Annotated in this window: 15 protein-coding genes; 8 read left to right on the top strand and 7 right to left on the bottom strand. The window is 66.4% G+C overall.

The genetic code is table 11. The annotated features are described in order from the left end of the window. Window positions 1–57 precede the first annotated feature (57 nt). The gene (locus tag ACW179_RS19675) at window positions 58–363 is read left to right on the top strand and encodes a hypothetical protein (RefSeq protein WP_492061281.1); all 306 of its coding nucleotides are present in this window, start codon (window positions 58–60) and stop codon (window positions 361–363) included. 74 nt (window positions 364–437) lie between these two features. Further along, window positions 438–890, top strand: a complete 453-nt coding sequence (locus ACW179_RS19680; protein WP_492061283.1) for a PA2169 family four-helix-bundle protein — start codon at window positions 438–440, stop codon at window positions 888–890. Between the two features lie 159 nt (window positions 891–1,049). On the opposite strand, the gene ACW179_RS19685 is transcribed toward ACW179_RS19680, so the two are convergent. From ACW179_RS19685 to ACW179_RS19700, 4 genes are all read right to left on the bottom strand, one after another. Continuing rightward, complete coding sequence (locus tag ACW179_RS19685) at window positions 1,050–1,793, bottom strand: DUF6456 domain-containing protein (protein WP_492061285.1); 744 nt, start codon at window positions 1,791–1,793, stop codon at window positions 1,050–1,052. Next, window positions 1,793–2,161 (bottom strand): helix-turn-helix domain-containing protein, encoded by a 369-nt coding sequence (locus tag ACW179_RS19690; RefSeq protein ID WP_492061287.1) that lies wholly within the window; start codon window positions 2,159–2,161, stop codon window positions 1,793–1,795. The genes ACW179_RS19685 and ACW179_RS19690 overlap by 1 nt, the downstream gene beginning before the upstream one ends. Window positions 2,162–2,298: 137 nt before the next feature. After that, a complete protein-coding gene (locus ACW179_RS19695) occupies window positions 2,299–3,231 on the bottom strand; it encodes a sugar kinase (RefSeq protein WP_492061290.1) in 933 nt (310 codons plus the stop codon). Between the two features lie 187 nt (window positions 3,232–3,418). Further along, window positions 3,419–3,871: a hypothetical protein gene (locus tag ACW179_RS19700; RefSeq protein ID WP_492061292.1), complete on the bottom strand. Its 453-nt coding sequence runs from the start codon at window positions 3,869–3,871 to the stop codon at window positions 3,419–3,421. A gap of 191 nt (window positions 3,872–4,062) precedes the next feature. Between ACW179_RS19700 and ACW179_RS19705 the strand changes: the two genes are divergently transcribed. The 5 genes from ACW179_RS19705 to ACW179_RS19725 all read left to right on the top strand — a co-directional run bounded on the left by ACW179_RS19705 (window position 4,063) and on the right by ACW179_RS19725 (window position 11,058). Next, window positions 4,063–5,262 carry an IS256 family transposase gene (locus ACW179_RS19705; protein WP_492059584.1) on the top strand — a complete coding sequence of 400 codons (1,200 nt, stop codon included), beginning with the start codon at window positions 4,063–4,065 and terminating at the stop codon, window positions 5,260–5,262. 1,571 nt (window positions 5,263–6,833) lie between these two features. Beyond that, the gene (locus tag ACW179_RS19710; protein WP_492061294.1) at window positions 6,834–8,342 is read left to right on the top strand and encodes a spinster family MFS transporter; all 1,509 of its coding nucleotides are present in this window, start codon (window positions 6,834–6,836) and stop codon (window positions 8,340–8,342) included. Between the two features lie 172 nt (window positions 8,343–8,514). Next, complete coding sequence (gene purB, locus ACW179_RS19715; protein WP_492061296.1) at window positions 8,515–9,825, top strand: adenylosuccinate lyase; 1,311 nt, start codon at window positions 8,515–8,517, stop codon at window positions 9,823–9,825. A gap of 2 nt (window positions 9,826–9,827) precedes the next feature. Then, entirely contained in the window at window positions 9,828–10,568 is a 741-nt protein-coding gene (locus tag ACW179_RS19720) for a 2OG-Fe(II) oxygenase family protein (RefSeq protein ID WP_492061298.1), read from the top strand. Further along, entirely contained in the window at window positions 10,558–11,058 is a 501-nt protein-coding gene (locus ACW179_RS19725; RefSeq protein WP_492061300.1) for a DNA-deoxyinosine glycosylase, read from the top strand. The genes ACW179_RS19720 and ACW179_RS19725 overlap by 11 nt, the downstream gene beginning before the upstream one ends. Before the next feature lies 1 nt (window position 11,059). Here ACW179_RS19725 and ACW179_RS19730 read toward each other — a convergent pair whose 3' ends face one another. The 3 genes from ACW179_RS19730 to ACW179_RS19740 form a co-directional block, all read right to left on the bottom strand. Continuing rightward, window positions 11,060–11,638, bottom strand: a complete 579-nt coding sequence (locus ACW179_RS19730; RefSeq protein WP_492061301.1) for a YceI family protein — start codon at window positions 11,636–11,638, stop codon at window positions 11,060–11,062. A gap of 136 nt (window positions 11,639–11,774) precedes the next feature. Continuing rightward, a complete protein-coding gene (gene ilvC / locus ACW179_RS19735; RefSeq protein WP_492061304.1) occupies window positions 11,775–12,794 on the bottom strand; it encodes a ketol-acid reductoisomerase in 1,020 nt (339 codons plus the stop codon). A 254-nt stretch (window positions 12,795–13,048) separates the two neighbouring features. Next, window positions 13,049–13,966 (bottom strand): RcnB family protein, encoded by a 918-nt coding sequence (locus ACW179_RS19740; RefSeq protein ID WP_492061306.1) that lies wholly within the window; start codon window positions 13,964–13,966, stop codon window positions 13,049–13,051. 100 nt (window positions 13,967–14,066) lie between these two features. Here ACW179_RS19740 and ACW179_RS19745 point away from each other — a divergent pair, with 100 nt between their 5' ends. Next, on the top strand, window positions 14,067–14,621 hold the full coding sequence (locus ACW179_RS19745) for a DUF924 family protein (protein ID WP_492061308.1): 555 nt from the start codon (window positions 14,067–14,069) through the stop codon (window positions 14,619–14,621). Window positions 14,622–14,628 lie beyond the last annotated feature (7 nt).

A 14,628-nucleotide genomic window follows, 5' to 3' on the forward strand; every position in this document is an offset into this window, starting at 1 on the left:
ACGGATCGTCCTGCGACCAGGGGCGTTATCGAGGCTCCCCTTCGCACGGAGCCCCCCATGGTCGCCCAAGACACGCCGCTGCATACGCCGGCCAACAGGCGCTCGCGCGCCGCCGCCAGGCTCTCTGGTCTGCTGGGCCGCCAGCCCGAGGCCAGCCTGCCTGAACCGGTCGCCCCGGTTCCCGACTATGCGCTGATACCCGACGAGCACGGCAAGGCTAGCTGGGCGCGCAAGGCTGCGCCCTTGGCCCTGGCCCTGATCGTCACAGGCGTGGCCGCCGTTCTGCTGATCAACAAGCGCACGCGCGGGCCGGTGCTTGCCGCCGCCACCACCGCCTGGGGCTTGCTGGGCAAGAAGGCCTGACAATTCCACGGCGCCGCTTCGAACCCCCGCAGATGGCCCGCGTTCTAGCCCTGGCAATCAAGAGAGAGGCCTCCATGTCCCATTCCAACGAAGACCACATCAAGCTCGTCAACGGCCTGGTTGAGACCACCATCGACAGCGCCGACGGCTATGCCGAAGCGGCCAAGGACGCCGATGGCTCCACCTACAAGGACCTGTTTGAACGCCGCGCCCAGGAACGCCGCAGCATCGCTTCGGAGCTTCAGGACGAAGTCCGCCGCCTGGGCGGCAAGCCCAAGGACGACGGCACCCTGATGGCCGCTGCCCAGCGCGTGTTCGTTAATCTGAAGGAAAGCCTGACCAAGGGCGACCAGGCGGTGATCAACGAGGTCGAGTCCGGCGAAGACCACATCAAGGCCAGGTTCGAAAAGGCCCTGGACGACACCGATGTCGAGGGCCACACCCGCGCCGTCATCGAAAAGGCCTGGATCTCGGTCAAGTCGGGCCACGACCAGATGCGCGACCTCAAGCACGCGCTGAAGCACTAGAGCGGGTTGCGATCTGATGGAATCAGATCGCAACCCGCTCTAGTCTTTTGTTTTCACGCGCGTTTCATTCCGAAAACCGGTTCCCACTTTTCGGAACGCGCTCTAGACAGCGCGCTGTTTTGAGGAAGGGCGGGGCCGCAAGGTCCCGCCCTTTTCGCGTCAGGCCATCCGGTAGTGCGCCGCCAGACGCTGCAGGGCCAGTTTCAGCACCGTCTTGCCGGCCCGGCGCGGCAGGCCCAGGGCCCGCTCGGCGGCCTCCAGGGCGGTGCCCGCAAGGCACACGTGCTCGAGGATCTCGCGCAGGCCCGGCCCTGCTGCTTCCAGCGCCGCAGCGATACGGTCCTTGGCGGCGCGGGCGCGTTCGACGGGCTCCACCCGGCGACCGCCGCCGCCATCGACGCGCGGCCCCGCGTCCCAGTTCATGGTCAGACGCCCCACAGATCCGGCGCGCTGAAACTCGTCGCGCAGGCGCTCGCCGGCGGCGGCCTCCACCGGGGTCAGCCAGGGCCGGCCCTGCGGATCGCGACGCCGCGCCAGCCAGGCCAGGGGCGACTCGCCCAGATTGGCCCTGAACGCGGTGCGACCAAGTCCGGGCTCCTCGATCACCCGCTCCCCCTCGATGATGCCAGGCTTGCCCGGTGGCGGCGCGGGCGGCCGGCCCATCGCCAGCGGCCGAAAGGCCATCGTCCAGCCGCCCTGGGCGCGCGGCGTCAGATCGACCATCCCCACCAGCGCGTCGAACGCCGGCTCGTCGATAACCAGCATCGGCCGGCGGCGACGGTTGGGGCCCAGCCGCACGGCATAGCCCAGGGATGCGGCCTCGATCACCGCGCCCGGACGGGCCAGCAGCCGCGCCGCCCGCACGGCCAGGGCCTCAACCGCAAGATCAACCGAAGCGCTCATCAACGCGGCTCCTCGAACTTGCGCGGCGCCTGGCGCAGGCAGTCCTCCAGCTCGACCAGACGGGAGTCGAACAGGGCGTTCTCGCGCAGGTCCTCGACCTTGTGGCAGGCATAGGCGCAGGTCGTGCGATCGCGTCCGAAGGCGAAGGCCACCCGGGCCAGCGGCCAGTGAAAGGTGACGTGCGTCAGATAGATGGCGACCTGCCGGGCCCGCGCCGCCGCCACCGAGGTGCGCTTGTGGGCCGCGATGTCGCCGGGCGACACGTCGAAGGCCATGGCCACAAGGTGGGTGACAAACCCCACCGTCAGGCGGTCACGGCGGGGGTCGGGCGTGACCGACCAGATATCCTCTAAGGCTTGAACCAGCATGGCGTCCTCTCATCGGGGTCGCAGTCCAGCGACCACGGCTCGACATTAGGTTGATTTTCCGCACATGAGGATAATTTTCCTATCGTGACGCACAAGTAGGAAAATAAGCCTTTGAAAAACCTACGACCGACTCTGTCCTATCCCCGTTCGACTACGGGCATAGAGGCCAGCGGCGCGATGGCGCCCTTGCAGGTGACGACCACGGCGGCCAGGGCGTGGGCCCGGGCCACGGCCGTCTCGATGGGCACGCCGGCCAGCCGCGCCGACAGATAGGCGGCGTTGAAACTGTCCCCGGCCCCGGTGGTGTCCAGCGCCTTGACCCGGCCCGGCGGCGGGGTGGCGGTTACGCCCTCGGGGCGATGGACGTTGACGGCGTGGCTCTCGTCGCGGGCCACCACCTCGGCCCCCAGCGCGGCCCACTGGGCGGCCAGGTCCTGCGCCTCGCGACCATACAGGGGCCGGGAATCCTCGCTGCTCAGCGACACATAGCGGCACGCGGGCACAATGCCGTCCAGGGCGGCGCGGGCGGCTTCCGGACTGGCCCACAGGGCGGGGCGATAGTTGAAGTCCAGGGCCACGGCCACGCCCAGCGAATGCACATAGGCCAGGATGTCCTTCAGCCGCGCCCGGCCGATATCGCCGATCACCGCCAGGGTGACGCCCGACAGATAGACGAGGTCACTGGCCTTGGCGGCCTCGATCAGCTGGTCGGCGGTGTGCTCGGAAAACAGGTCGCGGATCGGGGCCCGCTCACGCCAGTAGAAGAACTTCCGCTCGCCGCTGTCGTCCAGCACGATGGTGTACAGGCCCGGCAGACGGTTGCTGGCCTCGCGCACCAGCCGGGTATCCAGCCCCTCGCGCCGCATGGCGCCCAGCACGCCCTCACTGAACGGATCGCCCTGCCCCAGCGCCGTGCAATAGGCCACCGCGTCACCCAGCCGCGACATGTAGACAGCGGTATTGAAGGTGTCGCCCGCAAAGCCCATCCGGTAACGCGGCGCCCCGTCGTCGCAGACCCCCTCCGGCGACATCTCGACCATGCACTCGCCCAGCACCGTAATCCTGGCCATGACACCGGTTTCCCCTCTGTATTTTGAGGGTGATACGCGGTTTTTCGGGGTGTGGCGAGGGGTGGCGGCAGTCCGTGTCTATCCTTCTCCCCTTGCGGGAGAAGGTGGCGCGCAGCGCCGGATGAGGGGTCGAAAGCCCTGTCGGAATGCAGACAGGGTGAAGGGCGGTTGTGGGTGGGTTGCGAACTCAGCGAATGAGATGCTTGGCGATCTCCGGGCCGATCAGCGATGCGGCAACAGTTCCGCCAGCTATATCCACGCCCTCGTTCAGCGCTTTGCTTACCGCGTTGATGTCGGCGCTGCTCTCCGCGATGAGCACGTAAACGCCGTGAGCCATCACACCATTTTGGCGATGCTTTCGCGCTAGCTTTAGGCCTGCGACGTATTCGGGCTGACGCGTCAACATTGCCGTCACGCGCCGTCCGTCGGCCTTTCGCGCTGTCACGCGCATCACGAAGCGACGGACACCCAATTGCTCTAACACGGGTCGGCTGAAGGCCAGCGGTAGCAGCGTGATTATCCGCCATGCCTCGCCTTCGGTGAAGCCCTCGCCCTGGAGAGCTGAAACCTGTTCGCCTTCGCCAAGGTCAAAGGTCCGGGCGAGCGTCTCTGCGGCCCGGATAATCCGTGCCTCATGCATCTCTTCTCGTCGCCACCAGAACCCCATGAGGGTCGTGTCCCGGGACGTGGTGTAGCTCGTTGGCGATAGCGTAGCCGCTCGCGACGCGCGCCTTCCCCATGGCGCCGTAGCGAGCGAGCGGCGTAGCGGTGGTCATCCACGATCTTCGGTAGGGTTGGGTTGCGAAGCTCAACCTGAACCAAGGACCGAAGATGACCGAAGACACAATCGCCCTTCGCGGGCTGATGGAGAAGAGCGGCGACAGCGATTTTCTACGCGAGATGATCGGGTTCGCCGCCCAACGCCTTATGGAGCTGGAGGTGGGCGGCCTGACTGGGGCTGCGCACGGCGAGAAGAGCCCCGAGCGGCTGGCGCAGCGCAACGGCTACCGCGATCGCGACTGGGAGACGCGGGCGGGCACGGTGGAACTACGGATCCCAAAGCTTCGCAAGGGCTCCTACTTTCCGGGCTTCTTGGAGCCGCGGCGGCTGGCCGAGAAGGCACTGACCGCGGTGATCCAGGAGGCCTACATCCAGGGGATCTCGACCCGCTCGGTGGATGACCTGGTCAAGGCGATGGGCATGAGCGGCATCTCCAAGAGCCAGGTCTCGCGGCTCTGCGAGGAGATCGACGAGCGCGTCCAGGCCTTCCTGACCCGGCCGATCGAGGGCGACTGGCCCTACCTGTGGATCGACGCCACCTATGTGAAAGACCGCACCGCCGGGCGTATCGTGTCCAAGGCCGTCATCGTCGCCGTGGGCGTCAACGCCGATGGCCGGCGCGAGGTGCTGGGCCTGGCGGTGGGCCCTTCCGAGGCCGAGACGTTCTGGACGGACTTCCTCAGAAGCCTGGCCCGGCGCGGCCTGCGGGGCGTCAAGCTGGTGACCTCCGACGCCCACGAGGGTATCAAGGCGTCGGTCTCCAAAATCATGAACTGCACTTGGCAGCGTTGCCGCGTCCACTTCATGCGCAATGTCATGGCTCACGCCGGCAAGAGCGGTCGCGCCATGGTCTCGGCCTTCATCGGCACGGCCTTCGCCCAGGACGACGCCCAGGCCGCCAAGACCCAATGGCGCGGCGTCGCCGACCAACTGCGGCCCAAACTCCCCAAGCTGGCCGGCTTCCTCGACCAGGCCGAGACCGATGTCCTGGCCTACATGACCTTCCCCGCCGCCCACCGCACCAAGTTGCACTCCACAAACTCCCTGGAGCGGCTCAATGGCGAGATCAAACGCCGGACAGAGGTCGTAGGCATCTTCCCCAACGAGGCCGCCATCATCCGGCTCGTCGGCGCCATTCTGCTCGAGCAGAACGACGAATGGGCCGTCCAACGATGCCGCTACATGACCCTGGAAAGTGTCGCTCCCTTGAGCGATGATCCCATCGTCAGCCTGCCCATCATGGCGGCCTGACCAATCCGGCTCAGCCGGAGAGCGCGGTGATCACGCCGACGCAGTTACACCACGCGATGGGACACGACCCCCCATGAGTGAGATTTTAGTGCTGAACAGCAAGGTCCGCTACGGGTCGAAGGCCGTGTGAAAACGTCGGGGTGGATGTCGGACCACGGAGATGCTTGTCTCACGAGATGGCTTTTCGCTTTTCAGTCCAATGTTCAGCCTTCGTCGCGCTTGGGCTCGCTGCAACCCCAGCATCTCCGGTACGCGCCTTGGGTATCCAGCCACGGAGCGTCAGTTGCTCGACGACATCCGTTACTTTCGTCGGCTTCAGTGAGGTCCCTGCAGAAATCCGACAAGGTGACAAAGTGTTGTGGCGTGGGCGTTTAGCCGCCTATGCCCCCTCAACCGATCTCTCGGGGCACACTCAGATATGTGTCGACGCCAGCCAGGACATCCTCGTGCATGTGGAGGAAAAGACCTATCGCGCGTCTATTCGCGGCATTAACCCGCCTTCCTACGTCCTCATTGACTCCCGCGTTTCGGAGCCCGCCGTCCAGGACCATCCGTTTCTCTTGGATTGAGCGTCCGAGATGGGTCGAAAGGACGCTTTCGCTTCATGCCGAAAAGCGGACGCCCCGCGTCCCGCGCATCCTTAAGTTCCACGTAGGCCAAGCGTGCCGGTCTGGACAGGTCAGTCAAGGACGACGCTCGCGCGTCGCCGCCGCGCGGCCGCCGGAGGCGGTCCTTGAGTGACCTGTCCAGACCGGCGATCGTCTCGCCGTGGGATTTAGGGAGGGCTCCGGCCCGGCGGACGGGCGTCGCAACAGATCCTCCCCCTGAAGGGGGAGGTGTCGCCCCCGCGAAGGCGGGGGCGACGGAGGGGGTAGTCGCTGCTGACTCGGGGCGGTCTTCCCCCTCCGGCCTGACGGCCGCCTCCCCCTTCAGGGGGAGGATTTATGGGGATACAGTCCCCTCCATCCCCGGCGCATCGCCCACAAACCCCAACCCAATCAACACCCTGCAAAAATCTCGCACCGCGCCGTCAGACGCGCTCAAAACGCCCGGCATAATCACTTCACCGGACAGCACGGGAAGGGCGCAAGGCCAGCGACCGTTGCGGCTGTTCGGGGTGGTCGAGCGGGAAGCTCAAACGATGGCGGGTCAGAACCGCCAACCCTTTCGTGTCTGGCGGCGGTCGGCCGTGGAACACTAAAACGACGTCACGTCAGGGGTCGGGCGAGCAGCAGGCCGGTTCGGGAGAACCGGCAGTCCGGAACGGGGTCGCTCCCCGGTCCGCCCGTCGGAGGCTTCAAGGCGGCGAGGCCCAAACAGGGCTCAAGCGCCGCACGCCTCTGAAAGAACGACCGCGCGGAGCGCTCGTCTTCGTCGAAACGGTATTTTCTATCCTTCATCCGGGCGAGGCCCGGGCGCTTCGCAACCCTTCCCACCCACTCGGCGGTTCCCGCGCGAGGTCGGATCGTCATGCGAGCACCCCGCAAATTTCCCCTCTGGCGCTGCGTCTTCCCTTACGTCTACAGTCCCCTCAAGAATTAGAACAAATGTTTGAAGGGAGAGCGTCTTCGATGGCCGATGCAATCGCGTCCGGCGGGGCCAAGCCCGTCTATTCCAACGGCTACAAGGCCACGGTGCTGGGGCTGCTGCTCGCCACCTACACCTTCAACTTCATCGACCGGACGATCATCGCCACCATCGGCCAGGCCATCAAGGTGGACCTGAAGCTGACCGACACCCAGCTGGGCCTGCTGGGCGGGCTGTATTTCGCCCTGCTCTACACGATCCTGGGCATCCCCATTGCCCGGCTGGCCGAGCGCTTTAACCGCGTGACGATCATCTCGGCCTCGCTGGTCATCTGGTCGGGCTTTACCGCCCTGTGCGGCAGCGCCGCCAGCTTTGCCCAGCTGGCCGCCTATCGCTTCGGGGTCGGCATCGGCGAGGCGGGCTGCTCGCCGCCCAGCCACTCGCTGATCAGCGACTATTACGCCCCCAAGCAGCGGGCCACCGCCCTGTCGATCTACTCGTTCGGCATCCCGCTGGGCACCATGTTCGGCGCGGTGGCCGGCGGCTGGCTGGCCCAGGAGTTTTCCTGGCGCGTCGCCTTCGTGATCGTCGGCCTGCCCGGCATCCTGCTGGCGGTGATCGTCAAGCTGGTGGTCAAGGAACCGCCGCGCGGCCATTCCGAAATGAAGGAAGCGCCGCTGGAGGCTGAAGACGTGGTGGTCGAGCCGCCGAAACCGGCCTTCTCGATGGCGGGCGAGTTTCGCGAAATGTGGGCCGTGACCAAGGTGCTGTTTGGCAAATGGCCGGTGCTGCACATGGTGCTGGGCGTGACCATCGCCTCGTTCGGCTCTTATGGCTCGGGCGCCTTCGTGCCGTCCTATTTCGTGCGGGCCTTTGGCCTGGACCTGGCGCAGGTGGGCCTGATCACCGGCCTGATCGGCGGCTTCTCGGCCGGGGTCGGCACCCTGGTGGGCGGCGTCCTCAGCGACTGGGCCGGCAAGAAGAGCGCCAAGTGGTACGCCCTGACCCCGGCCCTGGGTCTGCTTATCTGCACCCCGATCTATATCATCGCCTATCTGCAACCCACCTGGCAGGCCACGGCCCTGATCCTGCTGGTTCCCGGCATCTTCCACTATGTCTATCTGGCCCCGACGTTTGGCGTGGTGCAGAACTCGGTGGACCCGCGCCGCCGGGCCACGGCCACGGCCATCCTGTTCTTCTTCCTCAATCTGATCGCCCTGGGCGGCGGACCGGTGTTCACCGGCTGGCTGATCGACCATCTGGCCCAGTTCAACTTCAACACCCCCAATGCCGGCAGCCTGATCACCTCGCTGGTCGGCTCGTTTGGACTGCCCGAGACGGCGACCAACTTTGCCGCCGCCTGCCCTGGCGGCGTGGCCCCCAAGGGCTCGCCGGCCGAGCTGACCGACCTGTGCCGCACCACCCTGGCGCTCTCCAGCCAGCAGGGCATCATCGTCTCGCTGTGCTTCTACGCCTGGGCCGGCCTGCACTACGCCCTGGCCGCCATCGGCATGGTCAAGCACATGAAGGAACGGGCGGTGGCCCAGGCCTGAGGGTTCGAAAAATCCTCCCCCAAAAGGGGGAGGTGGCGCAAAGCGCCGGAGGGGGAAGCGGTGTGAAAAGCTCGTCAATCTTCCCCCTCCGTCGACTGCGTCGACACCTCCCCCATCCGGGGGAGGATCTTGCGCTTGACTCCCCGGCCCCATCGGTCGAAACGCCCCGTCCATGATCAGCCGTTACGCCCGCCCCGAAGCCGCCGCCATCTGGTCCAGCCAGACCAAGTACAAGATCTGGTTCGAGATCGAGGCCCATGCCGCCGACGCCATGGCCGAGCTGGGGGTGATCCCCAAGCTGTCGGCGCAGACGATCTGGGAAAAGGGCCGCGACGCGGTCTGGGACAGCGATCGCATCGACGAGATCGAGCGCGTCACCAAGCACGACGTCATCGCCTTCCTGACCCACGTGTCGGAAATCGTCGGCCCCGAGGCCCGCTTCCTGCACCAGGGCATGACCAGCTCCGACGTGCTGGACACCTGTTTTGCCGTGCAGCTGTCGCGCTCCACCGATCTGCTGATCGAGGGCGTTGACCTGCTGCTGGCCGCCCTGAAGCGCCGGGCCCTCGAGCACAAGATGACCGTCTGCGTCGGTCGCAGCCACGGCATCCACGCCGAACCGGTGACCTTCGGCCTGAAGCTGGCCGGCTACTATGCCGAGTTCCAGCGCGCCAAGGAGCGCCTGGCGATGGCCAAGTTCGAGGTCGCCACCTGCGCCATCAGCGGCGCCGTGGGCACCTTCGCCAATGTCGATCCCCGCGTCGAAGAACATGTCGCCAAGATGATGGGCCTGACGGTTGAGCCGGTCTCGACCCAGGTCATTCCCCGCGACCGCCACGCGGCCTATTTCTGCGCCCTGGGTGTGGTGGCCTCGTCGATCGAGCGTCTGGCCACCGAGATCCGCCACCTGCAGCGCACCGAGGTTCTGGAAGCCGAAGAGCCCTTCGAGGTCGGCCAGAAGGGCAGCTCGGCCATGCCGCACAAGCGCAACCCGATCCTGACCGAGAACCTGACCGGCCTGGCCCGGCTGGTGCGCTCGGCCGTGACCCCGGCCCTGGAGAACGTCGCCCTCTGGCATGAGCGCGACATCAGCCACTCGTCGGTCGAGCGCGGCATCGGCCCGGACGCCACCGTCCACCTCGATTTTGCTTTGCGCCGCATGGCCGGCGTGATCGAGCGCATCAACATCTATCCCGAGAACATGGCCAGGAACCTCGACAAGCTGGGGGGCCTGGTGTTCTCGCAGCGGGTCATGCTGGCCCTGACACAGGAAGGCGTTTCCCGCGAAGACGCCTATGCCGCCGTGCAGGGCAATTCGATGAAGGTGTGGCGCGGCGAGGGCAAGTTCATCGACTTCCTGAAGGCCGACCCCGTGGTCTCCAAGGCCCTGTCGGACACCGTGCTCGAAGAGCTGTTCGACTATGGCTATCACACCAAGAACGTCGACGTGATCTTCCGCCGCGTGTTCGGCGAACAGGGCTGAGCATGAGCGAAGCGCCGGTCCTTCGCCTCAACCCGGCGCTGGATCCGGCGGACTTTGCGCCGGCCTATGCCCGTGACGGGCTGGTGCGCATCGCCGAGGTGTTCGAGCCGGCGGTCGTCGACCGCCTGGCCGGCATCCTGGAACAGACCCTCGACTGGGATGTGATCTGCTCCAACGAGGCCGGCGGTGCCGAGGTGCTCGGTCGCGCTCGGCGAGCCGAGCTTGGCCCCGACGCGGTGACCGCCCGGCTGCACGCCGCCACGCTGAAGGCCCGCAGCGGCTTTGCCTATGTCTATCTCGGCTATCCGATGATCGACGCCTATGTGGCAGGCCGCGATCCGGGCCACCCGGTCCACGCCCTGACGGCCTTTCTGAACAGTCCCGATTTCATCGCCTTCGGGGCGGCTGTAACCGGTGAGACCACGATCACCAAGGTCGACGCCCAGGCCACGCTGTACCGCCCAGCCGACTTCCTGACCCTGCACGACGACACCGGCGTGGGCGAGCGCCTGGCGGCCTATACCCTGGGCCTGACCCGCCACTGGCGGCCCGACTGGGGCGGTCAGTTGCTGTTCCACGACGCCAACGGTGACGTCGAGCGCGGCTTTGCTCCGGCCTTCAATGTGCTGACCCTGTTCAAGGTGCCCCGCGCTCACTCGGTGGCTCCGGTGGCACCCTATGCCGGCGCACCGCGCCTGACCGTCACCGGCTGGCTGCGGAACGACCCGCCCAATGGCCGCTGAGCGCAAGCACGGCTTCCCGCCCGTCGTCGACGAAAACACCCGCCTGCTGATCCTGGGCAGCCTGCCGGGCGAAGCCTCTCTGGCCGCCGGCGAATACTACGGCAATCCGCGCAACGGCTTCTGGCGACTGCTGGAGGGTGTACTGGGCGAGGCGCTGGTTTCCCTGCCCTACGACCAGCGCCTGGCCACCCTGCTGCGCCATGGCGTCGGGCTGTGGGACGTGGTGGCGGAGGCCGAGCGGCGCGGCAGCCTTGACGCCGCCATCCTAAACCCCGCCGCCAATGACCTGCTGACGCTGGTCGAGACCCTGCCCGCCCTACGCGCCGTGGCCTTTAATGGCGGAACGGCGGCAAGGCTGGGCAAGCGTCTGCTGGCGGCGGTCGCCGACCGCCTGACCCTGATCGCCCTGCCCTCCTCCAGCCCGGCCCACGCGGCGCAGAGCCTTGCGGACAAGGCCCTGGCCTGGGGCGGACTGGGAGACTGGCTCTAGGCTACTGCGCGATGCCCAGGGCCTCGATGCGGATGGCGACGCTGTCGCCGATGGCACCGGCGCCGGTGACACTGCCAAAGGCCTTGCGGCTGATCTCGCCGGTGATGGTGAAGCCGGCCTGACGCTTAGGGCTGTTGGGCGGTGAACCGATCTTGTTCAACTTCACGTCCAGGACCGTCGTCTGGGTGACACCCAGCAGGGTCAGATCACCCGTCACCTTGGCGGTCGTCGGGCTGGTCAGCTCGACCTTGGTCGACTTGAAGGTCGCGGTCGGAAAGCCCGGCGCATTGAGCCAGCGGGCAGCCTTCAAATGCTCGTCGCGGCCGGGGTGCGCCGACAGCAGGCTGTCGATATAGACCGTCGCCTCAACCCGTGACTTTTCCGGCGCGGCTTCATCCAGGAAGACCGTGCCTTCGGTCTTGGCGAACAGACCGATGACCGAATTGAAGCCGAACCGGTCGATGACAAACATGGTCTCGGTATGGGCTTCATCCAGCTTGTAGGCGACCTCGGCGGCCATGGACGGGGCGGCGGCGCCGAGGGAGGCGCAAGCGGTCATGATGGCAAGCAGGCGTTTCATCGGGCGTTCCCTCCGGTCCCCCAAGCGGGACGGAGGCAACATTCAGGGCGTCCTCTGCGAACCGCAACCCTGAAATGAAAAAGCCCCCGGCCTTGAAAGGCCGAGGGCTTCGTCGTCGCAAAGCGCGGTGCGACGCTTAGTTCTTGGCCTGGTCGACCAGCTTGTTCTTGGCGATCCACGGCATCATGTCGCGCAGACGGCCGCCGACTTCCTCGATCTGGTGCTCGGCCGCGCGGCGACGGGTCGCCTTGAAGCTGGGCTGACCGACCTGATTTTCCAGCATGAAGTCGCGGACGAACTTGCCCGACTGGATGTCTTCCAGCACGCGCTTCATCTCGGCCTTGGTTTCCGGCGTGATGATGCGCGGGCCGGTGACGTATTCGCCATATTCGGCCGTGTTGCTGATCGAGTAGTTCATGTTGGCGATGCCGCCTTCATACATGAGGTCGACGATCAGCTTCAGTTCGTGCAGGCACTCGAAATAGGCCATTTCCGGCGCATAGCCGGCTTCCACCAGCACTTCAAAGCCGGCGCGGACCAGTTCGACCGTACCGCCGCACAGAACGGCCTGTTCGCCGAACAGGTCGGTCTCGCACTCTTCGCGGAAGTTGGTCTCGATGATGCCCGAGCGGCCGCCGCCGATGGCGCTGGCATAGGCCAGGCCCAGATCGTGGGCGTTGCCGGTGGCGTTGTGATGCACGGCGATCAGGCAGGGCACGCCGCCGCCCTTTTGATATTCGCCGCGCACAGTGTGGCCCGGGCCCTTGGGGGCGACCATCAGGACGTCGATGGTGTCCTTGGGCTCGATCAGACCGAAGTGAACGTTCAGGCCGTGGGCGAACAGCAGGGCCGCACCGTCACGGATGTTGGGGGCGATGTCGTTCTTGTAGATCGCGGCCTGATGCTCGTCGGGCGCCAGGATCATGATCAGGTCGGCCCAGGCAGCGGCTTCGGCCACGGTCATGACCTTCAGGCCCTCGCCCTCGGCCTTCTTGGCGGTCGGCGAGCCGGCGCGCAGGGCGACGGCGACGTTGGAGGCGCCCGAGTCCCGGAGGTTGAGAGCGTGCGCGTGACCTTGCGAACCATAGCCTACGATCGCGATCTTCTTGTCGAGGATGCGGGCGAGGTCGGCGTCGCGATCATAATAGACGCGCATGTTTTTTCTCCAAGGACTGGTCAATCTGGCCGCACCGCGCAACAGCGGAGCGACAAAGGCCGGGCGTTTGAGCGTTTTTTTGCCGTTTCGTCAAGGCGCGGCGCGCCATTGGCAACCCTTGCGAACGACCGAGCGAAGGTTTTAGCGCGTGACGGGCTTTCGCGCCACGCCAAGTCCATGGATCGCCGCATGGATCACGACGCAAAAGGGCCCCTCCTGCGGAAGGGCCCTTGAACGCTCTGAGGCGAAAACGGCTACCAGAAGAGATCGTAGTAGACGCTCAACACCTGGCCAGACCAGACATCGACCAGGATGGCATCGTCGCCGACCCGGACCCACTCGCAGCCGATCGGCGGCTGAGGCAGGCCATAGCGATACCAGTCCAGATAGTAGGCGCTGGAGTACCAGCCGCCCGGGAGATAGTCGCCGAACGTCCAGCTGCGCACGTACCATCCGCGCGGATAGCGGTAGGCTCCCAGCCGGAACCGCTGCGAGGACCGGAAGCTGGGCCGATAATAGCGTTGGTCATAATAGGAGCGTCCGTGGTCGCGGTCGCGGTACTGGCCGCCATAGCCGGGACGGCCGCGATCCTCGTGCCGGCGATCCCAGCCCCCGGAGTTCCAGCCGCCACGATCCCAGCCGTTGTTGCGATCTCTGCCCCGTCCATCACGGTCGCGGTCACGGTCGCCACGGTTCCAGTCCTGGCCACCCCGGTTGTCGTTGCGGCTGTCGTTGCGGTCGCCGCCCGGACGCCCTTGCTCGGGACGGCCGCCGCGATCACCACGATCACCACGGTTCCAGTCCCGCCCGTCAGATGGACGCGGTTGTGGGGCTTGCGGGGCCTCAGGAGCCTGGGGAGCGGGCGACGGCACCGGAGCGGGGCGAGGGCCGCCGCCAAAATCAGGACGCCCTCCACCACCACCGCGGTCGCCGCGGTCGCCACGATCACCACGATCACCACGATCATTCTGGCCTGCGCCGTTCTGCCGGCCGCCGCCGCGATCACCCTCGCGGTCACCACGATCTCCGCGGTCGGCCCGCGCCTCGCGCGGCGCCGGCTGGCGGGCCTGTTGTTGCTCGCGCTGGGCGGCCACCGCCCCGGCGGACCCGGCTTCCGCCGCCGCGCCGCCCAGCAGCGACAGGACCATGGCGGTCGAAATCAGACGCTTCATCTCTTGCTCCAGGAGGCCTTGCACGGCCCCGGCTTTGTCCCTTGATAGCAACATCGGTCATCCTGCATGAACCGCGTTTGAACGAAGCGACGAGTCTCGGATGCCCGCCCACCCTCTCGATATCATCGGCTTCTGGCGTTCGGCCGGCCCGCGCAAGTGGTTCGCCAAGGATGCGGCCTTCGACTCCATGATCGCCCTGAAGTTCGAGCAGACCCACTATCGCGCCGCCCAGCGCCGCTATGATCACTGGATGGAGACACCCGACGGTGCCCTGGCCCTGATGATCCTGCTCGATCAGTTTCCACGAAACCTCTATCGCAACACGGCGCACGCCTTCGCCACCGATCCGCTGGCCCGCATGTTCGCCCGTACCGCCATCGCCGCCGGTTACGACCAGGCGACTGACCCGACGATGCGCCTGTTCTTCTACCTGCCGTTCGAGCACTCCGAGGCGCTGGAGGATCAGGCGTTCTGCGTGGAACTGTGCGCAGCCCTGCAAGGCGACGGCGGCGACCCACGGACGATGGCCTCGGCGCTAGAGCACCGCGACATCATCGCCAGGTTTGGCCGCTTCCCGCACCGCAACCCGCAACTGGGTCGCGAGACCACGGCCGACGAGCAGGCATTTCTGGACGAAGGCGGCTTCGCGGGCTGATTCCCAG

The sequence above is a fragment of the Caulobacter sp. AVps18 genome, assembly GCF_058681425.1.